The sequence below is a fragment of the Endozoicomonas sp. NE40 genome, assembly GCF_040549045.1.
GTDB lineage: Bacteria > Pseudomonadota > Gammaproteobacteria > Pseudomonadales > Endozoicomonadaceae > Endozoicomonas_A > Endozoicomonas_A lisbonensis.
In genome coordinates this window covers 185,281-211,970 of sequence record NZ_JBEWTB010000002.1, presented here as the reverse complement: position 1 = coordinate 211,970, position 26,690 = coordinate 185,281, and the positions used below count along the sequence as shown (strand labels likewise).

The window sequence follows — 26,690 nt, the reverse complement described above, 5'->3', positions numbered from 1 at the left end:
TTTTCGGTCGCTTACTCGTGAGTCGGGAGTTGCTATGAGAATTGCCGGAAACTGGCTGTTATGCCAGCTGTCCAGGGTCATTGTATTGTCAGGGTGGGTCATGGTGCTTGCAGGGTGTGACAACCCGGTGTTACAAGATCAGAATACAGGAGCAACTACTGAGGATCAGAGCATGAACCGCATCGATTCCACTCAACCTGTTGTGAAACACTATCCGGATAACATCAGTCGCAGCGACCGCGTCAAGGGCGCTATTTTTGGTTATCTCGCCGGAGACGCACTGGGCCTGGGTACCCACTGGTATTACGATCTCAGTGAGCTACAGAAGGATTTTGGTAGCTGGATTGACCGTTATCAGGACCCCAGGCCGGACGGTAGTCATAGTTTCGCCAATATCAGCCGCTATCGCTATGAGCAGGGTTTAAGGGCTGGCGATATTTCCCAGACCGGACAGCTGTTTACCCTATTGTTGGAATCGGTCGTTGCAACGGGGCAGTACAACGAAACAGATTTCCATGACCGGCTGGATGGCTTTTTCAGTAAGCTGTCTGGAGAGAGCTTTTCCGGTCGATACACGGAATCCATTGTGAGGCATATGGTTAAGCAGCGAAATGATGGCATCAGCTGGCAGGACCGTAAGCTGGCATCCAGTGCAGATAGCAGTGATGGTGCGCAAATGGCAGTGGTTCTGGCCCTTCTTTATGACGACCCGGAAACTCTGGCTATTGAAGCGGATAACATGATGCAGCCATTTTTCAGCAGCGACTTTATCCGCGGTAATCAGGTGGTTTATGCCCTGACCCTTCAGGCTCTTATGAAAGGGGTGCAACTGGAAGATCTGCGTGATTATCTGTACAAACAGCTGAAGAACCCAATGATCCGTTCTTTAATCGGTGGTTATGACAATGTCCATACGGTGGTTAATGGCGCTATTGCCTGGCAGCCGGAAGTGGTGCGAATTGAACCGGCGCTGCATGTCAGTCAGGTGTACGGTATGGATTGTCAGTTAACACACCTGTTGCCAGCGAGTTATTACCTGATGCACCGCTTCCCGGATAACTTTGAACAAGGGGTTTTGTCTGCTACCAATGGCGGCGGTAATAATATGGCAAGGGCCGCGCTGACAGGGGCATTGCTGGGTGCAATGAATGGTATCCAGGGCATTCCTGAACGTTTTGTACGGGACCTGAATCACACGGAGCAGTACATGCGTCTGGCGGAGAAACTGGCTTCACTGCCCTGACACGATGCGCTCAAAACAATCTGATACAGCTTTCATTGACCTGTTGGATGGCAACCGATGAATCCCTCGTGTTATCGTTTAATGTATATATAAACAGTCCCTCTGGCCGGGACCCTTGCGAGGCTATTTTTTAATAGACTGGGAATGTCTGAGAATTCGAGCAAAAAACGCAGTAGTACGGCACGTTCACAACCGGCGAGCATCAAAAAAAAGTTTGTGAAGTCATCCATTCGTGATTCGCTGAATGACGCCCTTGCATTGCGTCTGCGGGAGGCTGGCATGCTGGTGCTGCTGGTCATGGCGGGTTTCCTGTCTGTGGCATTGATGACCTATGCGCCAGTTGATCCCGGCTGGAATTATGCTGGCTTTGACGGTGAAATTATTAATGCCACAGGACGTGCCGGAGCCTGGTTTGCCGATTTTCTGTTTTCTCTGTTTGGACTCTTTGCGTGGATGATTCCGCTGGTCCTGTTTGGCAAGGTGGCACTGGTTATCCGCTACCGTTACGAAACCTGGCCGTGGAGTCTCAGCCTGTTTGCTGTACGCTTTTTTGGTCTGGTGCTGGCACTTTGTGCCGGGGCGGCACTGGCCGGGTTGTACTTTCCGGGGATCTCTGATCTGCCATCGTCTACGGGGGGGATCGTCGGCCATATTATCCTGCAGCAGTTTATGCCCGTGTTTAGTGCGGTGGGCAGCAGCCTGTTGCTGTTAGCCGTGTTTATCACCGGATTAACGCTTTATACCGATATTTCCTGGTTCCGTGTGATTGACCTGGTGGGCAGGCTGGTGATCTGGGTGCTGACTGCCTGTCTGACGGCTGGACGTCGCTGGGCTACGGTTGCTTACCACCGCCTGCAGAATGCACTGGATCAATGGCGGGACCATCGGGCAGAAGTCAGGGCGCAGAAGGCTCTGACAAAGGAGACAGCCAAAGCAGCAGACCGTGATGATAAGGTTGAGCCAACCTTATTGCCTGTTATCGAAGCTCCGGAACCTGAAGTTAAAATAAAGCCACAACCTTTCACCGTCTTCGAAAACAGTAGCGCCGAAAACAATAACGCCGAAAACAGTAGCGTCGATAACAGCCCTCGCAAGGAACGACAGGAAACTCTGTTTGAAGAGCTGCCGGAAGGTCGTTTTCCAACAGTTGGCTTGCTGGACGAAGTGGCTAACTCAAACGGAGGCATCAGTCAGGATGACCTGGATGCTGTATCCCGTTTATTAGAGCTTAAGCTTAAAGACTTTGGCGTTGATGCTGAGGTTGTGGCTGCCCACCCCGGGCCGGTGATTACCCGTTACGAGATTCAGCCGGCACCGGGTACCAAAGCCAGCAAAATCAGTAATCTGGCAAAAGACCTGGCCCGGTCTCTCGCAGTGATCAGTGTCCGTGTGGTGGAAGTGATCCCCGGAAAATCTGTGATGGGTATTGAAATTCCCAACGATGACCGGGAGATTGTTTACTTCAGCGAAGTGGTTTCAGCAAAAGCCTTCGACCAGGCCAAGTCTCCCTTATCCCTTGCCCTGGGTCACGATATCAGTGGTCAGCCTGTGGTGGTTAACCTTGCAAAAATGCCCCATTTGCTGGTGGCGGGTACTACCGGCTCGGGCAAGTCCGTGGGCGTTAACGCCATGATTCTGTCCATGCTGTTTAAAGCAGGTCCTGAAGATGTGCGGCTGATCATGATTGACCCGAAAATGCTGGAACTGTCTATCTATGACGGCATTCCGCATCTGCTGGCACCGGTTGTGACCGACATGAAAGAAGCGGCCAACTCCCTGCGCTGGTGTGTGGCTGAAATGGAGCGTCGTTATAAGCTGATGGCGGCTCTCGGGGTTCGTAATATTGCTGGCTACAACCAGAAGGTAAAGGAAGCCCGCAGTCAGGGGGCGCCACTGCGAGACCCGTTCTTTGAGCCCTTGTCTCTGGGCGGAGAAGCACCGCCAGAACTGGATACCCTGCCATTTATCGTCGTGGTGGTGGATGAATTTGCCGACATGATGATGATTGTTGGTAAAAAAGTGGAAGAGCTGATTGCCCGGATTGCCCAGAAAGCCCGGGCAGCCGGTATTCACCTGATTCTTGCAACACAGCGGCCTTCCGTGGATGTCATTACCGGCCTGATCAAGGCCAACGTTCCGACCCGTATCAGTTTTCAGGTATCGAGTAAAATTGACTCCCGTACCATCATTGACCAGGGTGGGGCTGAGCAACTGCTAGGACATGGTGATATGCTCTACCTGCCTCCGGGAACGAGTGTACCGATTCGTGTTCATGGCGCCTTTGTCAGTGATGATGAAGTACACCGGGTGGTGGCTGACTGGAAAAAACGTGGCGCGCCGGATTACATTGATGACATTCTTAACGGTGTCGAAGCGGGTTCATCCGACGGTAGTGCTTTCAGTGCAGGACTGGACGGAGACAGCGAACAGGATCCGTTATACGACGAAGCCGTTGCTTTTGTGACGGAGAGCCGCAGGGTGTCGATCTCTTCGGTACAGCGCAAGTTTAAAATCGGTTATAACCGTTCAGCCAATATTATTGAAGCCATGGAGCAGGCGGGGGTTATCAGCCCTGCGGGAACCAATGGTACCCGGGAAGTGATCGCTCCGCCGCCGGTTAAAAATTAACCTTTTGTTTTTATAGTTTTTATTGTTGATGTTGCTGCTAAGTTCTATGTTTAAGCATTTAAAAGTCATTGCCCTGTTTTCTGCTGTTGCGCTGTCTGCTGGTTCTCCTGTCAACGTTCTGGCAGCCCCGGTCAAACCGGTTGCTGCGACCGCTGTGCAGGATAATGATGCCAAAGCGGCTGAAAAGCTGACCCGAAAGCTGGAAAAAATCCGCACGATTTCTGCGAAGTTCAAACAGGAATCAGTAGGCTCTGATGGCCGGATACGTACTGAGTCCGGCTCCATGCAGATCAAACGTCCGGGCAAGTTTCGCTGGGACACAGCGTCGCCTTTTGAGCAGGAAATCGTCGCCCTCGACAAAAAAATATGGCTGGTTGATCGTGACCTGCAGCAGGTCATTATTCAGATTCAGGATCAGCGCATGTCCAATACACCAGCGCAACTGTTGAGTGGTGATGTTAAGGAATTTCTGAAAGATTACCAGATTGGTCTGTATCGTGATGACAAACAGGAGCGGTTCACCCTGACACCTGCCGGAAGTTCAGACCTGTTTGAAAAACTGGATATTATCTTTCGTGATGGTGTACTCAACAGTATCGAGTTGCGGGACTCCCTGGGTGGTCGGCGTCGTGTAGAGCTGAGCGATGTCAATGTCAACGGGATGATCAGCGACAGTGATTTCAGGGTTGAGATTCCCAAAGGCTATGATGTAATCGATCAAACCGGTAACACTGAGCAATAAGTTACTATGGCATCACTTTTTGATACTCCAAACACCCATGCCCGTTTCGAGCCGCTCGCGGCTCGCATGAGACCCGGGAATCTGGATGAATACCTTGGGCAGGCCCATATCCTTGCCCGGGGTAAGCCCCTGCGTGAAGCCCTGGAGCAGGGGGCTATTCACTCGATGGTATTCTGGGGGCCGCCCGGTGTGGGAAAAACGACACTGGCTAAATTGATTGCCGGTTTGTGTGATGCCCGCTTCGAAACGCTCTCCGCAGTGTTGTCGGGCGTGAAAGATATACGTGCAGCGGTTGACCGGGCAAGAGATGAACAGCTGATGCACAACCGTAAAACGATCCTGTTTGTGGACGAGGTGCATCGGTTTAACAAGTCTCAGCAGGACGCATTCCTGCCGCATATTGAAGACGGCACCATTATCTTTATTGGCGCGACCACCGAAAATCCTTCGTTTGAGCTGAATAACGCACTTTTGTCCCGCGCCAGAGTCTATGTTCTGCGGTCATTGCAGCAGGACGATCTCAGGCAGGTTATTCAGCAGGCGCTGAATGATGAGCGAGGTCTGGCGGGACGGAATATTACCCTGGAACCGGAAGCGGAGCAGATCCTCATTCGTTATGCCGACGGTGATGCACGACGGGTTCTGAATATTCTGGAAGTTGCTGCCGACCTGAGTGACGACGGTGTTATAAGGTCTGAAAGCGTCACTGATATTCTGGCAGACAGTGGGCGCCGGTTTGATAAAGGCGGAGAGGTGTTTTATGACCAGATATCTGCGTTTCATAAATCGGTCAGAGGTTCTAATCCGGATGCGGCACTGTACTGGGCTGCAAGAATAGTCGACGGTGGCGCTGATCCTTTGTACATCATTCGTCGTCTGGTAGCGATTGCCAGTGAGGATATCGGCAACGCTGACCCAAGAGCCCTTGAGATCACAATGAACGCCTGGCAGGCTTTTGAACGGCTGGGCGCGCCGGAAGGGCTTCTGGCTCTGGCTCATGCAACGGTGTACTGTGCCTGTGCGGCAAAAAGTAATGCCGTGTATCTCGCCTGGAAAGCGGCGCTGGACGATGTGCGTGGCAACCCTTCCCATGAAGTGCCTCTGCATTTGCGCAATGCGCCGACAAAGCTGATGGGTGAGCTGGGGTACGGTGCTGAATACCGTTATGCCCATGACGAGACAGGCGCTTATGCGGCGGGCGAATGCTATTTTCCGGACAGCATGGAGCCGAGGCAGTATTATCAGCCGAACGACCGGGGTCTTGAAATTAAAATCAGGGATAAACTGGCCTTCCTGAAAGATCTGGATGCCAGGAGTCCTAAGCAGCGACGTTGAAACGAAAATGTGAAGAGTGTTCAGGCCTTTTGAACTTTTGAATGTTGTTATGTTCTAACCCAATAAAGCATTTAGCCCTATCTGGCTTGATACCGCGCTATGGAAGGCGCTGATTCAAAGACGTAAAAGGAGGTATTCATGAAGCTGTTATGTACTTTACTGCTGGGGATTCTGTGTGTGTTTGCGGTTCACGCTGAGAGCGGTGAGCTTACTCCCGGTTACGCTACAGCTAACCGCTACTACGGTGAGTTGGCAGCTACAATCGACACCAATAATGATGAGCGGCTTTCCTATCAGGAACTCATTGAAGGTTATCACGCACCCCATCTGAACCAGACACTTTATCAGGTAGTGCGACTTTATCTGGTTAATTTTGAGGCATTGCAAGATCCTGTTACTGCTACCCTGAACCAGGCCAGCATTGAGTTGGCGGAACTCTCCGGGCATGCCTTAAGTTACCATCACGAGCAGGACAATGCTTTCTGGGAAGCCTGGCTGGCAGCGCCTGAACGAGAGCCTTTTGCCACTACCTATCGATTGATATTTCCCCAAGGGCTGACGAGCATTACTCCGGATAACATCTTGCAGCGTCGTTTTCCTGATTGCACGCTGATTGCAACCCTGGCTTCCATGGCCAATTCTGAAACCGGCAAAAGACGGATATTCAATTATTTTAAGTACAGTGATAAGTCAAGCGTCAGTGTTTTGTTCCCGGGGTTACCCAATGACCGCGCTTATATTCACTTCAGCGAAGTAGAGGGTAAATCAGACTTTGCTACCAGCCGGGATGGCGGGAAGTGGGTAGCAATATTGGAAGCAGCCTATGCTCACCTGTCGAAATACCATTTCAACCATAATGGTAACGATCCTGAGTCGTGGTGGTATCATCAATATTCAGAGTTGGTTGGAATAAAGCCTCAAGATGCCTTTAAAATGCTTGCAGGCTCCTCTTCTGTGAATTACAACCCGCAATTCGAGTCAGAGGAGCGGTTAAAAAGTGCGCTGCGTTCTTTTGTCCGGGAGGGAAAAGCCGCTGTTTTAGGAATTGCGTACAGATACTCTGACCCCATTTCATTTGAAGCCTTTAAAGATGTCAGCAGGTATCATGCATACAGTGTGATCGGCTATGATGAACAGGAAGGAGTCGTTTATATCCGTGACCCTCGTGGAGAGTCTTCTGCCCTTAAAAGTGCATTCAGCATTATCAAACACCAGGACGAGGCATTACCACAGGGAGGGACTGTTTTTGAGTTTATGGAGCATTTCGATTATGGTCGTGGCGATAATAAAGCATTCGGTTTTTCAACAGTCGGAGCGAAGCGTTTTGCAGCTAGCTTCGCCAATGTTACAGCAGGCTATCCGTTCCGTTTTGCAGATGTTACAGGCTATCCGTATTATCCGTTTGTACGTGTACGCTCAGCATTTCAGGTCGTCATGGAATCAAAAAATCAAGTGGCTGTAGCAGCAAAGAGAAAACACTTTGAAGATTTTGGTGAGTCTGCACCCATAAAAACGGGCGTGCATAAAATGACCATAAAGGAGCTGGCGCTAACGTTTAACGAACTGTATATCAGTCAGTGTGGACTCAACTATTGTCGAGCTGATTAATAGAAAAACACCTGAAAAGGCAGTTGATCTGTGACTGCCCTTTCAATGACTTTGCTGGGTATTAATAGTCCCTGCTTAACAGTTTTGTTCCAAAGACATTGATACCGATCAGCCCCATTGGTGCCGTGAACACAATGGCAAGCACCGCTAAAGCCAGAATCAGCTCCCCTTCCGGCAAACCTGCCGCCAGTGCCGCACCGCCCAGTGCCGCTTGAACCGTGGCTTTTGGACAATAGGCAATCACACAGAAAATCCGCTCTTTAAATGACAAGCTGGAGAATTGAGTAGCGATTAATACCCCGATGGAACGGAATACCAGGCCACCGGCAATAGCCATCAGACCCGTGAAACCTGCACCCAGGGCCACTTCAATATTGACGGACAGCCCGATCAGGACAAACAGAAGAATCTGGGCAAAGAACCAGATTTTGCCAAACTGTCCGGAGAGTTCAACCGCGCTGCTTTCTGCACGTTCAAGCAACAGAAAACCCACGGTCATAACGCCCAGCAAAGCGGCGCTTTCAATCATTTCACCGATTTCCACCATCGCAACGGCTACGGTCAGAAGAATAAGCACTTTTTCGACCACGGGCATTTTGCTGCGTTTGAACAGCCAGGCCAGAAACAGGCCAACAATAATACCCGGCAGCAATCCGGTAATAATGGAAACAGGGATGGCCAGCAGCGCAGAACCGATGCTGATGCTCTCTTCAGCGGTTGCCAGCCCCATGCAGACTGAGAAGAAGGTAATGGCAAACACGTCGTCTACCGAAGCACCTGCCAGCACAATCGTCGGTACGGCATTTTTCTGCCCATAGCCTTTTGACTGCAACTCCAGCATGGAAGGAACGACCACGGCAGGGGAAACCGCTGCCAGCATAAAGCCGGTCAGGCCAGCCACCGCCCAGTCAAAGCCGAACAGGTAATTCAGGATCACCGTCAGGGCAGCGCCTTCAAAAATACAGGGGATAAACGTCATCAGCAGGGCCGACAGTCCAGCCCGGTTAAGTGTGGAGCGACTGATGCCCAGACCTGCTTTAAGCAGAATAATGATCAGTGCCAGGGTTTTAAGAAAGTTGGAACTTTCATTAAGCGACGCAGGCAGGTTATTACCAAAGAAATAGCCAATGGCCACTCCCACCAGAACCATGCCCAGAACGGCAGGCAGTTTGATGCGCTGAGTCAGCCTGCCAGCCGCCCAGCCGCCAAACAGGATCAGGAAAAAGAGAATACCGAGATTCATAAGGTCTCCGTGGTGTCAGTCGAAGACCGGGAAGGTACAGCTACAAGTATCCTGTGCCATCCCCGGTCGGGAATCAATACACAGGAGTCATCAGCTGCCATAGCTTTGTTAATCAGCTAAGGGAGCGGTTAACAGGTGGAACTCCATCACCCTGAGCCGTATGGCTCAAACCGGGGCAAATCTTACCATAAAATTCTGGTTTTTCATCATGAGTTTAAATCTGTACGGTTCGCTTCAGCAGTAAAAAGTCAGTCTTTCTGACCACTTTGTCACAGGTGAGAGAAACTTATCAGTCAGGTATTGATCCAATTAAAGAATGTTCAGACTGTAATAACCTTGCTTAATCAAACCAGAGGACGTTTATGGGGCCACTTTTTGAATCACCTTTTCCACAGCTTGAAGCTCTATGGAGACCTGTCCTTGTACCTGTGTATGAGAGCAGCCGTCTTGAAAGGGCGAAGGGCGTTTTTCGAGGCAAAGGCGCAGAAGAGTGTCAGCAGGGTAAGAGTTTGCCATTACCCGGCATTGAGGTATTTCTGAACCCTTTGGCAAGCCGGAGGGCTGATGCTTTGGTCGCTCTTCCAGCTGAAACCTTACCAGCGACCACGTTGAAACCGGCTCCGGAAGCAGGCATCAAATGGTACCAGAAGATACCCGTTGAAGAGCGTTACCGATTGCTCGTTGATGAAAAGCTGTTAAAGACGGAAAAGGGTGCTAAAGCGTTTGAAAGCAGGGAGCCAGGCTGTCTCCGGGGTGGAGCGTCCATGTATGAATTTATTATTGAACAGCTTCCCTGTACCCGGAATGCTGGAGAACTGACCAGAGCTGATTACCTGAAGCAGTTGCACAGTAAGTTGTTTGATACAATTCGCAGACCTTCACGATCTTCCAGATTGGGTATCAAGCTTGGCTCTAAAGGAGAGTTTCGTAAAAAAAGAGTATTTTTCAGAGTGAAAACCAACTATACCCGGAAAGGATTACAGCAGGCTGAAATGTTCTTGCGTTCCATTTCTGGGCAGACAAAAGGCTGCTTTCATGTCGATGAATATAATACAGCCAGCCCTATGTCCAGCAGGATTATTCGTCGATGCAAACCCGCTGCCAGCAAACTGTATGCTTATCTGAAAGATGAGAAATATACGGTTGACTTTGCGCCGGTTCAGCACAAACAGGTTGAGGTGGCCATAGAAAAGGTGTTGGCAGAGTATCAGGACAGACTGACTTCTGTGACGGATGAAAAAACGCTATTTTTACTGTTGTCCGAGCTTGCTTCGAAGGTCGACCAGATACATCCCTTTGAAGATGGCAATATTCGTGTTATCAGAGGTTTGGTTGATTCAATCCTTATGTATTATGGCTATTGCCCGATTGTCTGGGATGACCCGAATATTATTGATCTGTACGACTCCGGCAAGTTATCTAAAGTCATGGCATCTTCTGTCAGTAAAACACAAAGTTTCATATTGGGGCTGCAGTCAGGCAAGGTCGTGGGTAAGGGGAGATATAAAAGTACAGCAGAAGACCATGAGCTAAGCAGAAAAGCCTTTGAGCCAGAAGAAGACGAGTCTGCACCACCTCGTAAAAAACAGTGCCAGCAGGTTTAAAGTTACCCTAGTCTGTTTGAAACCTACCCCATTATCGAATGTCACGCTGGCATGGTGTATTATTCCGCTTTAATGCTTAATTCTGTTCAGGGTTGATGGCTTTCAACCTTTAAGTTTCGCTGGATAGAGCATAATTTCATTGAATATTGAAATTAGGATTAGAGATGTTAGATCCCAAGTACGTTCGTAGCAATCCTGAAGAAGTCGCTGCGATATTGCGTAAAAAGCACTTCGAGCTGGATGTTGAACGACTGAGCGCACTGGAAGAGCGTCGGAAGTCCCTGCAGGTTCGCACCGAGCAGCTGCAGAGTGAACGTAAGTCGGGTTCCAGGGAGTTCGGCAAAATCAAGGCTCAGGGCGGTGACATTGCCGAACTGAAAGCCAGAATGGACAAAATCGCTGCGGAAGTAAAAGAGTCCGAACAGGAGCTGGCTTCCCTGCAGGTTGAGATCAATCAGCTGCTTCTGGAAGTGCCAAACCTGCCGCACGACTCTGTGCCGGAAGGCCGGGATGAAGACGATAACGTTGAAGTGCGCACCTGGGGTACTCCTCGCTCTTTTGACTTTGACGTTAAAGATCATGTGGATCTGGGCGCACCTCTGGGGCTGGATTTTGAAACCGGCACCAAGCTGTCAGGAGCGCGCTTTACCCTGATGCGCGGTCAGATCGCCCGCCTGCACCGCGCTATTGCCCAGTTTATGCTGGACGTACAGACGTCTGAGCATGGATATGAAGAAGTGAACACTCCGGCGTTGGTACATGATACAGCCCTGCTGGGTACTGGTCAGCTGCCTAAGTTCAGTGAGGACCTGTTCAGAACGGAAGTGTCTGAAGAAGGCCACAAGCCTTTCTACCTGATCCCAACGTCTGAAGTGACCCTGACCAACATTGTCAGCGACTCTATTGTGGATGCTGATCAGCTGCCGATGCAGTTCACTGCCCACACCCTCTGTTTCCGCAGTGAAGCGGGCAGTCACGGCCGCGACACCCGTGGTTTGATTCGTCAGCATCAGTTTGAAAAAGTGGAGATGGTGCAGGTTGTTCATCCGGACCACTCTTTCGAAGCTCTGGAACAAATGACCCGGCACGCTGAAGCGATTCTGCAGAAGCTGGAACTGCCATACCGAGTGGTGGCCCTGTGCGGTGGTGACCTGGGCTTTGGTGCCACCAAGACCTATGATCTGGAAGTATGGGTACCAGCTCAGGAGAAGTACCGCGAAATTTCTTCTGTCAGCAACTGCATGGACTTCCAGGCCCGTCGTATGAAAGCGCGTTTCCGTAACCCTGAAACCGGTAAGCCTGAACTGCTGCATACTCTGAACGGTTCAGGCCTGGCGGTCGGTCGCACGCTGGTGGCGGTTCTGGAAAACTACCAGAATGAAGACGGTTCTATTACTGTGCCGGAAGTTCTGCGTCCGTATCTGGGTGGAAAGGAACTGCTAGCATAGCGCCTGATTCGTCGATAATAAGCCGAAGCAGCTGCGGTTGCTTCTGGCTTTGATTGCCTGACCAGCCTGCATCGTAGCGCTCTCTTGAACCATGGGTGGTGGGTACCTGACTGCGTTTTAAGGAGCCTTTCGGGGTATCAAAGTCATAAGAATCACTGATGTCAGTATAAATTGAGAGAAAAATAGCACTTTCGCCAGCCGTATGGATTTCATGGAGATTATCCCTGGCGACACTAAAATAAGACACCTCGCCCTCACGAAGCCACATGTCTTTATTCTTTTGAACTGTCACCTTTGATTGTCTCTCCGGAGAGACAATATCAAAGTTCAGGCTTCTCAATTCACCTTTTAATACGACCATGACTGCATTGTTATTCAGATGGTTGTGAAGGGACATCTTGTCATTGGGAGTAATGTAAGAAAGCGTGGCGGCTATATAAGGGTTTTTGAAGCTATCAAGGCCAAACATTGTCAGGTAATTCCCGGCGATTTCATTTAGGATTTTGTCGCAGTAAGTTTGTTCATCATCTTTATAAGTGGTCTGGCTATCATATTGTTCGCATTGTGTGGCGCTTTTTTTCTGCTCAAAAGCATTCAGGATCTTTTGTGTTTCCGGGTGGTCAACCAGTCCGCTGGATAGATGAGACAATCCGGTCAGGTAGCGGGTCACCATATCTGGGTTGACACTATAGCCTGTAAATAGCTGATCCAGGCCCTGCATAAAGCTTTCTGGTGTTACTTCCTCAAAGTTGTAACCAAACACTGCGTTACTCATTAGCAGGAGGCAGGGGAGCTTCCATTTTTTTATCATATTCATATTCATATCAATCGCCCTGTAATTCTTGAAATCTCTGTCAGATATTGACTGCATTTACAGGGTTTGGTTCCGTAATGAGGGAGAGGCTGTGAGTTGTTTCAGATTTCCTGAAGGACGGTGTTCAGGCACTCTGGCGATGCCAGAGTGCCATGAGGGGATGAATTTCAGTCTTGAGTCACCAGTTCTGTTGAGGGCTTTTCCTGAACGAGATTATTCAGCCATCGTCTGGATACAATCCGGGCAAGCACCAGTATGGATTTGGTGATCTCTTCACCAAGGCTGCAGATAAACACCAGGTAAAGCGGCCAGCCCCACCAGTTAGCGGCACAATAAGCCAGGGGTAAACCAACCCCCCACATGCCAGCTACATTGATATAAATGGTGGCTTTAACATCACCGCCGGAACGTAACAAACCAATAATTCCGGTAAAGTTAATCACTCTCAGCATAAGGGCCAGACCGGAGGCGATCATCACCTGAGAGGCGATCAGCATGGTCGTCTGATTAAAGTCGCCAAACAGGCTGACAATATCATGCCGGAACACCACCATTAGTAACCCGATACAGAGTGCTGCGATGGGAGCCAGGATCAGTACCAGCCAGCCCTGTCGCCATGCACTTTGAAAACGGCTGGCTCCCAGGTCCTGACTGATAATGATTGAGCAGCCCACGCCAAAACCGATGAACAGGGACATCAGGATGGCTTCTATGGAGGACACAGCGCTCATCACTGCCAGCTCGTTAACGCCCATGCTGGCGTAAATCAGGTTATAAAGAATGGTACCAAAAGCCCAGAGACCGTCCTGCAAGATGATAGGAACGGAAATCTGGTAATAGCGGCGCAGCTCTGCTCTCTTTAATGCCTGACGGATATCGTCTAATGAGGGTAGCAGGAAAGTCCGTTTGGAGTAGATATAGCTGACCAGTAACAGGGTCTGGAACAGGCGAGACAGAGTGGTTCCCCAGGCCGAGCCAGCAACACCCAGTGCAGGAAAGCCCAGTTCGCCAAAAATCAGAATATAGTTCAGGGCAATGTTCACCAGTATGGCAATAAAACCAATACGTGTTGGTGTTCTGGCATCATTTGCTGCACGCAATGCCGATTCCAGAGGAACGACGATAGCCGTACAAATAATGGATGGCGCAGTAATAAGCAGGTAACTGCTGGCCAGTTCCAGCAGTTCCGGGTCCTGGCTGGCAAGTCCGAGAATCTGTTGAGTAAACAACATGTATATGGCAATAAAAGGCAGGCTGACCGCCAGCGAAGTAAACACCGCCTGAACCAATGTACGACGAAGGCCACCTTTATCACCGGCACCAATGAACTGGGATGCCAGTACGGTCATGCCGCTGCCCAGGGCTGCGGTCAGAACCAGGTTGAAGAAGAATATGCGGTTACCCAGACCAACCGCAGCAACAGAGGCTTCACCCAGACGGCCCACCATCATGATATCGATAAGGCCAAGCAACGAGAACATCATTGCCTGAATGGATACAGGAATCGCCAGGCTCCAGAGTTTACGGAAGAAGGCCTTATTTTCAGCCGGGTGTGATGTTAATGCCTGAATCATGCAGATCCTTTGCGGGTTGCCCTGAATGGACTATGAATCGTTGTTAATCGTTTTAATACAGCCATAAATCAGTAGGGCAGTATGCGCACGGACAAAGGTTGTCGGCGGGTATTATAAGAACTGGAGCTGAATTTATAATCTGGTTGCTTGCCGCAGAATGAGTGGGGTTGTCCGTAGACTGGGTGCCAGATCGGCGTGCTTTGAATTGAACTAATTGCCAAAAAAACATTCTATAAAGCTGAAACTTGTTCATTCACTCAACACAACATACCTATGAAAACAGTCGTAACCTCTAGTTATTTATTTTTATTCCTGTTCTGGGGTCTTTTATTTAGTTATGGACTACCGGGTAGTGATGATGAGGTTGTTGAATATAACGTACAAGTCAGTAACCGATTTGATGTTCTTACTGTTGAGGAGTCTGCGGCTGAAGATGAGTCAGGGCAACCTGCTGTTGAGGAGCCTGCGGCTGAAGATGAGTCAGGGCAACCTGCTGTTGAGGAGCCTGCGGCTGAAGATGAGTCAGAGCAACCTGATGGGCAGAATGCTGGCACAACAGAGATTTGGCAAGTGACAACCAATACTCTGAGCAGCGAGCAGGTTGCGGAGATTTACAACAATATCCAGAATCTATTGGCATCAAATCCGGCAACATTTGAGTTTTGGAGTTCTTTTCATGAACTGCACCCGGACATCCAAAACTATTCCAGTTGGCATTGCTGCATGCGTCTTTCTACAGACTCTCGTCGTTTATACGTTTTTACCGCTATTCTGGGGTTTAATGCTGCCTCGTACGAACTGACAGGTATTGTTGGAGCCATAAATAATGCATGGAAGGCTTTGGAATCGAGAAATATGTATAACTTTGGCTGGTATCAAGTAGGTACAGCCTTGCTTATAACGGGTGAATTACGACGAAACCGCCATATTGATCCGGCGTTGAGTCGTTTTTATGAACGGTATGGGCACTTGTCGCAACAGTTCGAGATGAGCGGTGATATTGATCTCGAAACACTCTGGTTGCATATTGAGCGTTTTAACCAGGCCGTTATAGATTCTGACAGAGACCGGGTCGGAAGTTTAAGTTTCCCTGCGGTAATGGTGGAGTGTTTAAGTATCCTTTTTTTGTTGGCATACCAGTCTTTATTTTGTCAGAGTTAATTGACTGATGATAAGAAACATAGGAAAGCTCTTTAAGGTAGGTGTTATTTCCTTAAGCCGATAATTCATTTCTCCAGTTAATTCACTGCTGATAGAATGCTGCTTGAGCATTACTGAGATAATAAATAAGAGAGAACTTCTTTGGATTATGTTCCCCTGTTTCTGGAGATGCGGCAGCGCCGTTGCCTGATTGTCGGTGGTGGTGATATCGCCCTGCGCAAAGCCAGACTTTTGCACCGTGCCGGTGCGACTATTCGCATGGTGGCACCTGATATTCTGCCCGAACTGTATACGCTGCTTGAGGATTCCAGGCATCAGCTGGAAACCCGATGCTATGAATCAGAAGATTTGAACGACGTTTATCTGGTGATTGCCGCAACCGATGATAAGGCTATCAATACCCGAGTTGCTGCGGAAGCCAATGCCCGTCATCTGTTTGTTAATGTGGTGGACGATGCAGAAGCCGGGTCTGCGGTTATGCCGGCTATCGTCGACCGGTCTCCGGTGATGGTGGCTTTTTCAACGGGAGGAAAGGCACCGGTACTGGCCCGACTGTTGCGCACCCGCCTTGAATCTCTGTTGCCTGCCGGTTTTGGACGTCTGGCAGAACTGGCGGGGGAGTTCAGGCGCGCGGTGGGAGAACACTTCAGTCATATTAATGATCGTCGTTATTTCTGGGAGCGGGTACTGGAAGGGCCTGTCGCTGAAAAAGCCCTGTCCGGCGATCTGAAAGAAGCAGGGCAATTACTGATGGAGACGTTGCAGGCATCACAACCTGCCAGTATCGGTGAGGTGTACCTGGTTGGCGGTGGTCCGGGGGATCCTGACCTGTTGACCTTTAAAGCAGTACGCCTGATGCAGCAGGCCGATGTTGTGCTTTATGACCGTCTGGTTTCTGAAGATGTACTGAATTTGTGTCGCCGTGACGCGGATTACATTTATGTGGGGAAGAAACGCGACCGGCATATAGTGCCGCAGGGTGATATTAACCAGCTGCTGGTGGATCAGGCCAGACAGGGAAAGCGGGTACTCAGGCTGAAAGGCGGTGACCCCTTTATCTTTGGCCGGGGTGGTGAGGAAATTGATACATTGTCTCAGGAGAACATTCCTTTTCAGGTGGTTCCCGGTATTACCGCCGCATCGGGCTGCTCTACTTATGCCGGTATTCCCCTGACGCACAGGGACTATGCCCAGTCGGTACGGTTTGTTACCGGTCATCTGAAAGACGACTCTTATCAGCTTAACTGGCAGGAAATGCTCGACCCCGGCCAGACGCTGGTGTTTTATATGGGCTTAATGGGGCTGCCACGCATCTGCTCTGAATTGATAAAACATGGTCGTTCGTCCACTACCCCCATTGCCCTGATCGAACAGGGTACCACTCAGAAACAAAGGGTATTTACTGCAACGCTCAGCAGCATTGAAAATGAACTGAAAGAAAAAAATGTCCGTGCGCCCACGTTGATTATTGTTGGCGACGTGGTCAGGCTGCATGAGAAGCTGCGCTGGTATCATCCGGGGGGCAATGAGTGAATTTTGAGGTTACCTGATGGTTAAAGGTGTCGAAAAAGGGGTCACAGGGATCGAAGGGAAAGTGCCCCTTTTTCGACGTGAACGACAGTTTGCATGGACTTTAATACCTCTTTGTTCCTGTTTCTGGTATCAATGCTGTCAGCATAACGCAGTGACTGCAGTCCGTTGCAAGCCAGGCTGCAAGGTTTTGCCTGGTTATCCGGTCCTGGATAATCGCCTGACGTTCACAACGTAAGACCGGGAGGGTGAGACAAAGTTGCAGTCCTGTGCTCTGTAAGTTCGGTTTGTTAGGGATGCTGACATTATTTTCCGAACTTGTTAGTCAGACTGTGCATTTTTCGCCTTATCCGCTCGGTGTGACATTCACATTAACCCGCAATGTGTTCCCGGATGGTTTGTTTGGGGTTCCCCATGTTCGTACCTGCCCATTGTAATTGTAGGTGACCTGATAATGGTCCAGAACATTGCGATGTTCGACGTTGTACTCTGTCCGGCACTGGTTAACGGTTTGTGCAGAGCTGGTCGTGTTACCACTGGATTCGGAACCGATTGCCCCACCCAGGGCGGCACCTGCGGCGGTCATGGCAACATTGCCTGAACCTTTGCCAAACTGGTTGCCGACAACGCCACCCACGATAGCACCTGCCACGGTTGATACCGGGCTGGAACCGGTTCGTTCCTCAACAATCACCATTTTTTCTTCGCAGACCTGATAGGGGGTGCGAATGGTTTCTGTCCGGAAAATTTCTTTTACCGAGACGATCTCGGCAGTATCTGAAAAGCTGCTGGCTACCGCTATATTGGACATTAACAGGCAACTGCCAAGAGCAATGATGGACTTTTTCATATCTTATCCTTTTTGCATACTGCTTATCCTGCAATGCAGGTTAAGGTTTAACCTTTCGGGTGCAGGAGACCTCTTGCATTTTGCTGGTATGTTTATCAAAAAAACGCATTAAGCTGTAGAAGCTTTAACAATCATTTACCAATTTCTCCGTAAACACCGGGCTGATATTGGCGGGGTTGCCTGATGGCTGAACTATACTGGCCCCTTATTTTGAACCGGATAAATCAGAAATGATAATTGCGCGATGGTTTATGAAGTGGTGCTGTATCTTATCGCTCTTTTTTACTTCATTTGTACTGGCAGCAGAGGTGGACTTTCTTAACTACCCTGAAATTGAGAATTGGGTAGCAAAGTCGCCTTATGAACTTTCCAGAAAAATAAACCGGCACCTTACACCTGCCAGCCCCAGGCTCAGTGAAACGGATATTAACCAGAAGCAGATCCAGTTTGCCGGTTCGGGTTCCCTGGAACTGAATAAGCCTCTTAAGCTCAGTGCAGCAGAAGCCGGAATGCTGAAAGATGCTATCGTGGCTAACGAAGAGGGCTTGAATAGCTGGTTTATCCCGGCTGACCTGGTTCAGGCTAGTGGTCAATTGGTCGGGTTTGGCAGGAACTCTCTCTCCCGGGATCGGTTGCTGCCTGTAAACAGCTTTCCTTTGCAGTCATCTTCCCGTTTAACTTTTTCAGCCAGACCGGGGTTTGAATATCCTTTTCTGATTCTGGTGTATGAAAAGGTGGTCAATCTGAGTCATCTGCGAGTGGATGCCTCCAATCTGCCGTCGACTCCCGGTGGATGCTATCTCCAAGAGGTCGTAAAGGTTGAGTTCGAAGGTGTTGAGTACGATTCTTGGATCATCCCTGAAGTACTTAATCTCCAGAAGCCGGTTTGTCCCTCTTATAACGGTTCAGGCTTGCTGGCTGATGGTAGGGTACCAATGCAGGAGGTCGTAAAAGGAGGGCGGCCTAACAGGGCTAAAATCCGTCAGGCAAGTGATGCCAGAAAAAACAATAAGAAGGCCTCAGGTGGGGGAGCTGCACCGCCACCTCCGCCACCGCCATCTGGAGGTAGCGCCGGTGCTGCAGGTGGTGATGATGGGGATGGGGATAAGGACAAGCGCAGATATAAAGACGATACTTCGAAGCCGGATGAGGCAGAAGAAGACGATGAAAATAAAGAGGAAGAAGATAAAGGTAATGGATCTAAAAAGAATACCAAAGTAAAAGGGAGGCGAATGAAAACAGTGGCAGTAACGTCGTCAGCCAATCTGAAACAATTGCGGCGCGTATTTCGACGTATTAGCCATGAAGTAGGACGTTCGAGAAGGAGGGGTAAGGGTGCTGCTGACAGGAATACCATTAATGAAGAGCTTGCCAAAGCTACAGACGATGACTGGAAAGAAATTGTCGTAATGCCTGGTTTCAGCGATTGTCAGGCAGCTTTCGGGATTGAAGTACCATCTGAATATGAAAAACAGTTTGACTGGCGAGAGCAACAGAAGCCCTCATCTGATGAGTCCGAAGAAAACTCTGGTAGCGCTGAGGAGGATGATTAGTGTAATCCTATGAATAGCATTTTGGGCTTAGAACAAGGCTGGCTGTTGTCAGGTAAGAGAGTTCAGGCCAACCTTCTGTCGTTAATCCTGTGCATTGGACAAAGAAGCCAAAAGCCTTTTGTCAGAATTTTGCTGAAGTTGTGCCAGTCGCCCCTGGCTGTTTTCTCTGAAGCGTTGCAGAGACGGGCCTTTGAGTTGTTTCTGGTCGGGCAGCTTTGCGGTCATGATATCGACAGCCTGCCCATCAATATACAGCTCAAAGTGCAGGTGGGGGCCGGTCGAAAGGCCGGTGTTGCCACTGTAACCAATCAGGTCCCCTTTTCTGACCTGTTGTTCAGCCGCCACGCTAAGGCGATCAAGGTGTAAATAGCGAGTTACATAGCGTCCGCCATTTTGCAGCTCGATATAGTTGCCTGCCGCCGGGTGTCCCCTGACAGCCTTTTTTACACGACCATCGGCTACTGCATAGACTGGCGTACCCACAGGCGTTGCCCAGTCTGTGCCTAAGTGTGGCTGTTTGACGCCAGTGATGGGGTGAATGCGGCTAAGGCTAAAACCTGAACTGATGGGCGCACTGTTGCCTAACGGATCTCTTGAAAAGGTACCGCCAATCAGCTGGCCTGTCGGCGTGTAATAATTCCCGTCGTCGCTTAGCAGGGCGGTTAGGGTACGATGGCTCTGTATGAACTGGGCGGCAACAATCGTATTCTGATCTTGTGAGTCGCTACTGTCTCCGGGTTCCAGCAGAATTTTAAAACGATCGCCGGTTTGTATTGCGCGGTTAAAATCGATGTCCGACTGAAAAATACTGGAAAACTGCAAAATGGTTTCAGTGCTTAGTCCCACAGCTTTTGCACTCTTATAGAAATTGTTTGAAATTTCACCGGATACCCGCTGGTAGAGTGTATTCTTCCGGGGTTTGTCATCGTCGATCTGTTTGGATTCTGAAACGGTCATCAGGAACTTGTCCTGGTAACGGTCAAAGATGATGTTTTCTCCGGTCACCATCATGAGCTTCAGTTGCAGCAGTCGTCTCTGTTCATCGACCCGATAGTGAACTATCGGTGACAACTCCAGTTGGCTAAGGTGTTTTCCGGCTCCAGAAGCACTGAACAGGTCAATCAGGTCAAACTCAGACAGCCTTTCGTGCTTAAACAGGGTCCAGATATTGTCATTGTTTTTAACGTTATATTGGTGCCAGTCTGTGTCCTGGTGATCACTGTCTTCTGGCACGGACTCCTGTACAGGAGCGCCGAGGATGTCATGATCGTACAGGTCATAGGTAGTTTGTGCAGCTGTCAGGCCACTGCAAATCAGTAACAACCCTGTTGCAAAGGGGCGTAACGGCAGTGTTATTTTTCGTAGCATGGAGGCATCGGGTGTTAACTATGTTGGTAAGATGCGAGCGTCGGAGATATACGAGCGTCGATAAAATTCGAACGGGAGCTGGCTCGATCTGCGCTCAGTATTGCAGCTGGTACAACTGTACACTATTGAGAATTACACGCATGAACATGCGTTTCTGGCAGGGCAGGAAGCGGGGAACGCTATAGTGTTCCCCGGGTACTAAAAGACAATAATCAGGACAGGGCATCCTGAAGGCGATCCAGAGCGGTCTCCAGTGCCAGTTCGCTGGTGGCATAGGACAGGCGCATACAGCCTTCAGCACCGAATGCAGAACCGGGTACCAGGGCAACGCCTTTCTCCAGCAGCATTTCTGCCAGGTCCGTATCTTTTTCGATATCGAGGTTCTGCATGGCTTCACTGAAATCCGGGAAAGCGTAGAACGTGCCGTCGCTTTCAATGGCTGTTACTCCGGGCAGTTCGTTCAGGCGACCAACGACATAGTCATGGCGTTTTTTGAAGGCAGCCAGCATGACTTTGACACAATCCTGAGGGCCGTCCAGGGCTTCCGTTGCGGCAGCCTGGGCGATAGAGCATGGATTGGAGGTGCTCTGAGACTGAATTTTTTTCATGTTTTTGATCAGCCAGGCAGGGCCGCCACAGTAGCCAATACGCCAGCCGGTCATGGAGTAAGCCTTGGACACACCGTTCAGTACAATGGTTCTGTCGTACAGATCAGGGCATGCCATCAGGATGTTGCAGAACGGCTCATCGCTCCAGAGAATGTGTTCGTACATATCATCAGTGGCGACCAGTACTTCCGGATATTTTCTCAGTACATCACCGAGGGCTTCCAGCTCCAGGCGGGTATAGGCGGTTCCGCTGGGGTTGGACGGGCTGTTTAGTACTACAAGCCGGGTTTTATCGGTAATGGCAGCGTCCAGCTGTTCCGGAGTCAGCTTGAAGCGGTTTTCCAGCGTCGCTTTGACAATAACAGGCTTGCCTTCTGCAATGGTCACCATGTCAGGATAGGACACCCAGTATGGAGCAGGAATAACCACCTCGTCGCCGGGATTAATCAGTGCCAGCGCAAGGTTGAAGAAGCTCTGCTTGCCACCGCAGGAGACCAGAATCTGCTCCGGTGTATAGCTGATATCATTGTCGCGCTTGAATTTATTGATAATGGCCTGTTTCAGTTCAGGGGTGCCGTCGACTGCGGTGTACTTGGTTTTACCTTCAGCGATAGCTTTCAGGGCAGCGTTTTTAATATGCACAGGTGTGTCGAAGTCAGGTTCGCCGGCACCCAGTCCGATGATGTCCTTACCGGCTGCTCTTAATTCGGCAGCACGGGCAGTCACCGCAAGAGTAGGGGATGGCTTGACCATTTGAACGCGTTGGGAAGGTTGACCAGTCACGATGTTCCTCGTTTATCGTTCTTTATATCGATGTAGAATGACGTTGTAGCTTTATTATGCGGGTGTTTATGCTTTTTATGTGCTACTGACGCTACGCATAATACACAACCAGCGCAGGGGATGCTACGGGCTTGTTTTTTGGCAGGCATACGTTTCCTTACCAAAGCATTTGCTTCGTATAATAGAGTCAATGGTTTAACGCAGGACTCAGAAGTCTGCATGTCGGGTTTATATGGGAAAAGAATTTAGAGTTTCAGCCGGGTTCAAACCGGCCGGTGATCAGCCTGAGGCGATAGAAAAGCTGGTGGCAGGGGTTCAGTCAGGACTGGCATGCCAGACGTTGCTGGGGGTAACCGGGTCGGGCAAAACCTTTACCGTGGCGAATGTGATCGAGAAGATCCAGAGACCCACCATCATAATGGCTCATAACAAGACGCTGGCTGCGCAGTTGTACGGCGAGTTCAAAGAGTTCTTTCCGGACAACTCCGTTGAGTATTTTGTTTCTTACTACGATTATTACCAGCCGGAAGCCTATGTACCCAGCTCTGATACCTTTATCGAAAAAGACGCATCGGTGAATGAACACATCGAACAGATGCGCCTGTCAGCCACCAAAGCGTTGATGGAGCGTGAAGACGCGATCATTGTGGCGACGGTATCAGCGATTTACGGTTTGGGTGATCCGCAGTCGTATAAAAAAATGATGATGCACCTGGATCGTGGCGATCAGATTGATCAACGTCAGGTGTTGCGCAATCTGGCGGAGCTGCAATATACCCGTAATGATACAGAACTGAGACGCGCCACCTATCGGGTACGTGGTGATGTGATTGATATTTTCCCGGCGGAATCGGAAAAAGAAGCGGTTCGGCTCGAGCTGTTTGATGACGAACTGGAAGCGATCAGCCTGTTTGATCCATTGACGGGAGAAGTACTGCAGAAACTGCCCAGAGTCACCATCTATCCGAAAACCCACTATGTGACTCCCAGGCAGACCATTATTGATGCTACGGATGCAATTAAGGCGGAGTTAAAAGAGCGTCTGCAGGTATTACGCGATAATAACAAATTGGTTGAAGCACAGAGACTGGAGCAGCGAACCCGCTATGACGTTGAGATGATGCTGGAGCTGGGTTATTGCACTGGGATTGAAAACTATTCACGACACCTGACTAAAATGCCACCGGGGACTCCGCCACCGACCCTGTTTGACTACATTCCTGATAACGCCCTGCTGGTGATTGATGAATCCCATGTCACGGTTCCACAGATCGGGGCGATGTATAAAGGCGATCGTTCCCGCAAAGAGACTCTGGTGGAATTCGGTTTCCGTCTGCCGTCGGCTCTGGATAACCGGCCACTAAGGTTTGAAGAGTGGGAAGACAGACGACCACAGACCGTTTTTGTATCGGCGACTCCCGGCAAGTATGAAGAAGAGCATCAGGATCAGATCGTTGATCAGGTAGTTCGACCAACCGGCCTGGTTGATCCGGTTATTGAGGTCCGTCCGGCGACGACCCAGGTGGATGACCTGCTGTCTGAAATTAACCATACGGTTGAGAAAGGCGAACGAGTATTAGTCACTACGCTGACAAAACGTATGGCGGAAGACCTGACCGAATACCTGAGTGAACATGGGGTTCGGGTGCGGTATCTGCACTCGGACATTGATACGGTTGAACGGGTCGAGATTATCAGGGATCTGCGTATTGGCGCATTTGATGTGCTGGTGGGCATTAACCTGTTGCGGGAAGGTCTGGATATGCCGGAAGTGTCGCTGGTGGCAATACTGGATGCGGATAAAGAAGGTTTCCTGCGTTCTGATCGCTCTTTAATCCAGACCATTGGCCGGGCGGCACGAAATGTAAACGGACGGGCTATTCTTTACGCGGATAAGGTGACAGGTTCAATGGACCGGGCGATGAAGGAGACTGAACGCCGTCGTACGAAACAGCTGGCCCACAATGAGCAACATGGCATTGTGCCAAAGTCCGTGCAGAAATCGGTGTCAGATATTCTTGAAGGAGCCGTGACACCGGGTAAGAAGAAGGGAGCCAGAACCCGTAAGGTGGCAGAGCCTGAGGCTGTTTATGATGTCGCCCTGACACCGGAAGCTATGACGAAACGGATCACTAAGCTGGAAAACCAGATGATGGAACACGCCCGTAATCTTGAGTTTGAGGAAGCAGCTTCGTTGAGGGACCAGATCAGCCGTTTGCGGGATAAAGCATTGAAATAAAAGCACTGAATTATCATTTTGGAGTAATCAGGGCTTGAAATTTTCATTCCTGTTGATAATATACACCCAACTTCAGGCGGTTAGCTCAGTTGGTTAGAGCGCCACGTTGACATCGTGGAGGTCGGCAGTTCGAATCTGCTATCGCCTACCAGACAAGCCCTTGTGGCACTAACAAAAAAGCCCACCTTCATGGTGGGCTTTTTTGTTAGTGGAAAAAATGGAAAAATTTTAAATATCCAGCCCTTTCAGGGCTAAACCTGCCTCAACTTCCTGATACTTTATCTCATGCCCCTCTTGATACTCAGTCGCCATTTTTCCTGTTGAGTGTCCCGGGAGTAATTGTACATAGTTATGATTAAACTCTGCCCGGTACTCATAAATCCATGAACCCAACGCCCGGATTTCATGCAATGTGGGAAGTTCTCCGGGGCTCAATCCGGGGTAAGCATCAGATGCTGTTCTGGCTTTTTAAGGCATTCCTGAACTACAGCCTTAAGTTCAGCTCCCATGCTCCGGAGTGGAGCATGACTCCTTGATTTTGCGTCCTCTCGGATGGGGTTCCTAAAGGGCTGGCTTGCCGGTACGGCGTTAAGAAAGTCTTCCCTTTGTGCTCTTCGTGATCTTTGTGGTTAACAAAATAGTCCCCACCAGCCGCTTACCCCGTCCACCTCTTTTTTCAAACTGAACCTGAGACAAAGGAACTATTTGTATAAAAAAACTTCAAACCTTAGTACCTGACCTCAGGTGCAAAAAATTACCCGCCAGTTTTCGGGAAGTATTTCAACCAGTAACCCTGCGCTATCAATCGTAGTAACGAGGTGCCAATGAATAAGAACAAGAGGCTCAAAAACTATCCGTACAGTATTATAATTGCGTTGCTACTGCTTAGCCGGGCCCTGCTGGTACAGGCAGATTTTGAAGAGTCCTTCTATGAGTGCATTTATGGCGTCGGCTCTGGTGGAATAGTCTGCAACGGCATCATGGCCATGATAGAAGCAGAAAGCAGAAAAGAGTCCCGGGGAGGCGGACAATCAGGCCACTCCTACAAAAACCATGCACGTGAGCAGATAGACTTTTTCCTTAAGAAGCTTCAGGACTCCCTGCCTGCAAGAATGCCGGTCACACACTGGCAGCTAAAACACTACATCATAGCTTCAGAAGTCAGCTCCGGGCTCTCCGGAATGATGCCCGGACTGTCCAGAAATCTGGAGCAAAAAATAGAGGAAAGCGACGATAATGGTGCGATCAGGTTGTTGTCCGAAGCCATCAGCTCAAGGATTTACGAAACATTAAAAAAAACAACATACACCTACAACCTGTTTAACGAGTTCGCTATTTTCCCCTGGCAGTGGAGCACTTATCCGGTCGAACTGTACGCCCTTCTGCCGGGCAACCCTCCAGAAAAAGAGCCACTGGATCAGAAAGCTCACACCATCTATGAGCTGATCAGGACGTCCCACGGCTGGGGGAGCTCTTTAAGTTACAGAGCCACTTACGACACAATATCAACGGCCAATTTTTTCTACCGCAATGCCCGTTTAGACCTGAAAAATTACATAAAGCTGAGAAACCGGTTTCTGGATGAGGAACAGGGTCAGTTTGTTGATCAGGGTGACTTACACAGCCTGATCCGGTTTATCACTTATGTGCTGACTGCTTATCAATACTCATGGCTGGAAAACCAGTATATTCGCTGGCTTAATGATACCAACACAAAACAGAAAAGCTTTGAACAGTCCATTGCCCGGTATTCCGGATACGTGTCAATCACGTCATTCAAGTTACTCACCCAGTGGTTAAACCGTCCGGAAAGTGCACAGGTCTGTTATCACACCCGCTGCTACGGGGTTCTCTCTTATGTGCTGTGGCCATTAAACCGCATGAGCCCGGTTAACCCGGTCAATTACTCAAAACCGACAGGAAAGCACCCCTACCCTGTTGATGAGTACCTGCTCCACTGGTATCTGAAAGCCTGGAAAAAGCATTATGCAGCCTGGAACGCCATGAACGATTTCAGCAGTTATTACACCGAAGGTTATATTCCTGACCGCTATGATGAAACGGATTAAACAGGAGAACGAGAGGGAAATCTATGAATGTAACCCCCCATAATAGTGCGCAGCTTCTTTTTGCCGGAAGGACATCCAGCCGCCCGGAAGAGGCTGCAGATCAACCAGAGACGCTTCAGGCAACAACAAGTATTGCCCAGAAAAAGATCAAGTCGTCAGAGGTGCCACTTTCGGCAGACCCGAAAAGGGGATTGCACTGTTTTTGGCAATACCCAAAGAAGCAGCTGACGCGTCTTTTGGTGGACGGTATCCTGCTCAGGGAGGAAAAAGGGGCTGAGGCGTATGAAAGA

19 protein-coding genes, 1 tRNA gene and 1 riboswitch are annotated in these 26,690 nt (G+C 49.7%); of the genes, 13 read left to right on the top strand and 7 right to left on the bottom strand.

Going from position 1 to position 26,690, the window contains the following annotated elements:
* Positions 1-34: 34 nt before the first annotated feature.
* The 5 genes from V5J35_RS02010 to V5J35_RS01990 all read left to right on the top strand — a co-directional run bounded on the left by V5J35_RS02010 (position 35) and on the right by V5J35_RS01990 (position 7,556).
* On the top strand, positions 35-1,243 hold the full coding sequence (locus V5J35_RS02010; protein WP_354009666.1) for an ADP-ribosylglycohydrolase family protein: 1,209 nt from the start codon (positions 35-37) through the stop codon (positions 1,241-1,243).
* A gap of 144 nt (positions 1,244-1,387) precedes the next feature.
* Positions 1,388-3,871, top strand: a complete 2,484-nt coding sequence (locus tag V5J35_RS02005) for a DNA translocase FtsK (RefSeq protein WP_354009665.1) — start codon at positions 1,388-1,390, stop codon at positions 3,869-3,871.
* A 46-nt stretch (positions 3,872-3,917) separates the two neighbouring features.
* Positions 3,918-4,613, top strand: a complete 696-nt coding sequence (gene lolA, locus V5J35_RS02000; RefSeq protein ID WP_354009664.1) for an outer membrane lipoprotein periplasmic chaperone LolA — start codon at positions 3,918-3,920, stop codon at positions 4,611-4,613.
* Positions 4,614-4,619: 6 nt separating this feature from the next.
* Positions 4,620-5,948, top strand: a complete 1,329-nt coding sequence (locus tag V5J35_RS01995; RefSeq protein WP_354009663.1) for a replication-associated recombination protein A — start codon at positions 4,620-4,622, stop codon at positions 5,946-5,948.
* 138 nt (positions 5,949-6,086) lie between these two features.
* Positions 6,087-7,556, top strand: a complete 1,470-nt coding sequence (locus V5J35_RS01990) for a calpain family cysteine peptidase (RefSeq protein WP_354009662.1) — start codon at positions 6,087-6,089, stop codon at positions 7,554-7,556.
* Positions 7,557-7,617: 61 nt separating this feature from the next.
* Here V5J35_RS01990 and V5J35_RS01985 read toward each other — a convergent pair whose 3' ends face one another.
* The gene (locus V5J35_RS01985) at positions 7,618-8,799 is read right to left on the bottom strand and encodes a cation:proton antiporter (protein ID WP_354009661.1); all 1,182 of its coding nucleotides are present in this window, start codon (positions 8,797-8,799) and stop codon (positions 7,618-7,620) included.
* 74 nt (positions 8,800-8,873) lie between these two features.
* A riboswitch (Fluoride riboswitch) is annotated at positions 8,874-8,959 on the bottom strand.
* A 202-nt stretch (positions 8,960-9,161) separates the two neighbouring features.
* Here V5J35_RS01985 and V5J35_RS01980 point away from each other — a divergent pair.
* A complete protein-coding gene (locus tag V5J35_RS01980; RefSeq protein ID WP_354009660.1) occupies positions 9,162-10,403 on the top strand; it encodes a Fic family protein in 1,242 nt (413 codons plus the stop codon).
* Between the two features lie 164 nt (positions 10,404-10,567).
* Positions 10,568-11,851 (top strand): serine--tRNA ligase, encoded by a 1,284-nt coding sequence (serS, locus tag V5J35_RS01975; protein ID WP_354009659.1) that lies wholly within the window; start codon positions 10,568-10,570, stop codon positions 11,849-11,851.
* On the opposite strand, the gene V5J35_RS01970 is transcribed toward serS, so the two are convergent.
* Positions 11,796-12,674 carry a cupin domain-containing protein gene (locus V5J35_RS01970; protein ID WP_354009658.1) on the bottom strand — a complete coding sequence of 293 codons (879 nt, stop codon included), beginning with the start codon at positions 12,672-12,674 and terminating at the stop codon, positions 11,796-11,798. The two genes, serS and V5J35_RS01970, sit on opposite strands and share 56 nt — an antisense overlap.
* Positions 12,675-12,832: 158 nt before the next feature.
* Positions 12,833-14,239 (bottom strand): MATE family efflux transporter, encoded by a 1,407-nt coding sequence (locus V5J35_RS01965; RefSeq protein WP_354009657.1) that lies wholly within the window; start codon positions 14,237-14,239, stop codon positions 12,833-12,835.
* Positions 14,240-14,512: 273 nt separating this feature from the next.
* Between V5J35_RS01965 and V5J35_RS01960 the strand changes: the two genes are divergently transcribed.
* Both V5J35_RS01960 and cysG read left to right on the top strand, forming a co-directional pair.
* Positions 14,513-15,400, top strand: a complete 888-nt coding sequence (locus V5J35_RS01960) for a hypothetical protein (protein WP_354009656.1) — start codon at positions 14,513-14,515, stop codon at positions 15,398-15,400.
* A gap of 141 nt (positions 15,401-15,541) precedes the next feature.
* Complete coding sequence (gene cysG, locus V5J35_RS01955; RefSeq protein WP_354009655.1) at positions 15,542-16,933, top strand: siroheme synthase CysG; 1,392 nt, start codon at positions 15,542-15,544, stop codon at positions 16,931-16,933.
* 343 nt (positions 16,934-17,276) lie between these two features.
* On the opposite strand, the gene V5J35_RS01950 is transcribed toward cysG, so the two are convergent.
* Positions 17,277-17,780 carry a glycine zipper 2TM domain-containing protein gene (locus tag V5J35_RS01950; protein WP_354009654.1) on the bottom strand — a complete coding sequence of 168 codons (504 nt, stop codon included), beginning with the start codon at positions 17,778-17,780 and terminating at the stop codon, positions 17,277-17,279.
* Positions 17,781-18,010: 230 nt separating this feature from the next.
* Between V5J35_RS01950 and V5J35_RS01945 the strand changes: the two genes are divergently transcribed.
* Complete coding sequence (locus V5J35_RS01945; RefSeq protein ID WP_354009653.1) at positions 18,011-19,333, top strand: hypothetical protein; 1,323 nt, start codon at positions 18,011-18,013, stop codon at positions 19,331-19,333.
* An 81-nt stretch (positions 19,334-19,414) separates the two neighbouring features.
* Here V5J35_RS01945 and V5J35_RS01940 read toward each other — a convergent pair whose 3' ends face one another.
* Together V5J35_RS01940 and V5J35_RS01935 are read right to left on the bottom strand one after the other, a co-directional pair.
* Positions 19,415-20,701, bottom strand: a complete 1,287-nt coding sequence (locus tag V5J35_RS01940; protein ID WP_354009652.1) for a peptidoglycan DD-metalloendopeptidase family protein — start codon at positions 20,699-20,701, stop codon at positions 19,415-19,417.
* A gap of 212 nt (positions 20,702-20,913) precedes the next feature.
* Positions 20,914-22,062 carry a pyridoxal phosphate-dependent aminotransferase gene (locus tag V5J35_RS01935; RefSeq protein WP_354011350.1) on the bottom strand — a complete coding sequence of 383 codons (1,149 nt, stop codon included), beginning with the start codon at positions 22,060-22,062 and terminating at the stop codon, positions 20,914-20,916.
* Between the two features lie 262 nt (positions 22,063-22,324).
* Here V5J35_RS01935 and uvrB point away from each other — a divergent pair, with 262 nt between their 5' ends.
* Positions 22,325-24,331 carry an excinuclease ABC subunit UvrB gene (uvrB, locus tag V5J35_RS01930; RefSeq protein ID WP_354009651.1) on the top strand — a complete coding sequence of 669 codons (2,007 nt, stop codon included), beginning with the start codon at positions 22,325-22,327 and terminating at the stop codon, positions 24,329-24,331.
* Positions 24,332-24,405: 74 nt separating this feature from the next.
* Positions 24,406-24,482 (top strand) — tRNA-Val (locus tag V5J35_RS01925).
* Between the two features lie 77 nt (positions 24,483-24,559).
* Here the strand turns inward: V5J35_RS01925 and V5J35_RS01920 are convergent.
* A complete protein-coding gene (locus tag V5J35_RS01920; protein WP_354016250.1) occupies positions 24,560-24,766 on the bottom strand; it encodes a hypothetical protein in 207 nt (68 codons plus the stop codon).
* 389 nt (positions 24,767-25,155) lie between these two features.
* On the opposite strand from V5J35_RS01920, the gene V5J35_RS01915 reads away from it, so the two are divergent.
* A complete protein-coding gene (locus V5J35_RS01915) occupies positions 25,156-26,400 on the top strand; it encodes a hypothetical protein (RefSeq protein ID WP_354009648.1) in 1,245 nt (414 codons plus the stop codon).
* Positions 26,401-26,690: the final 290 nt, after the last annotated feature.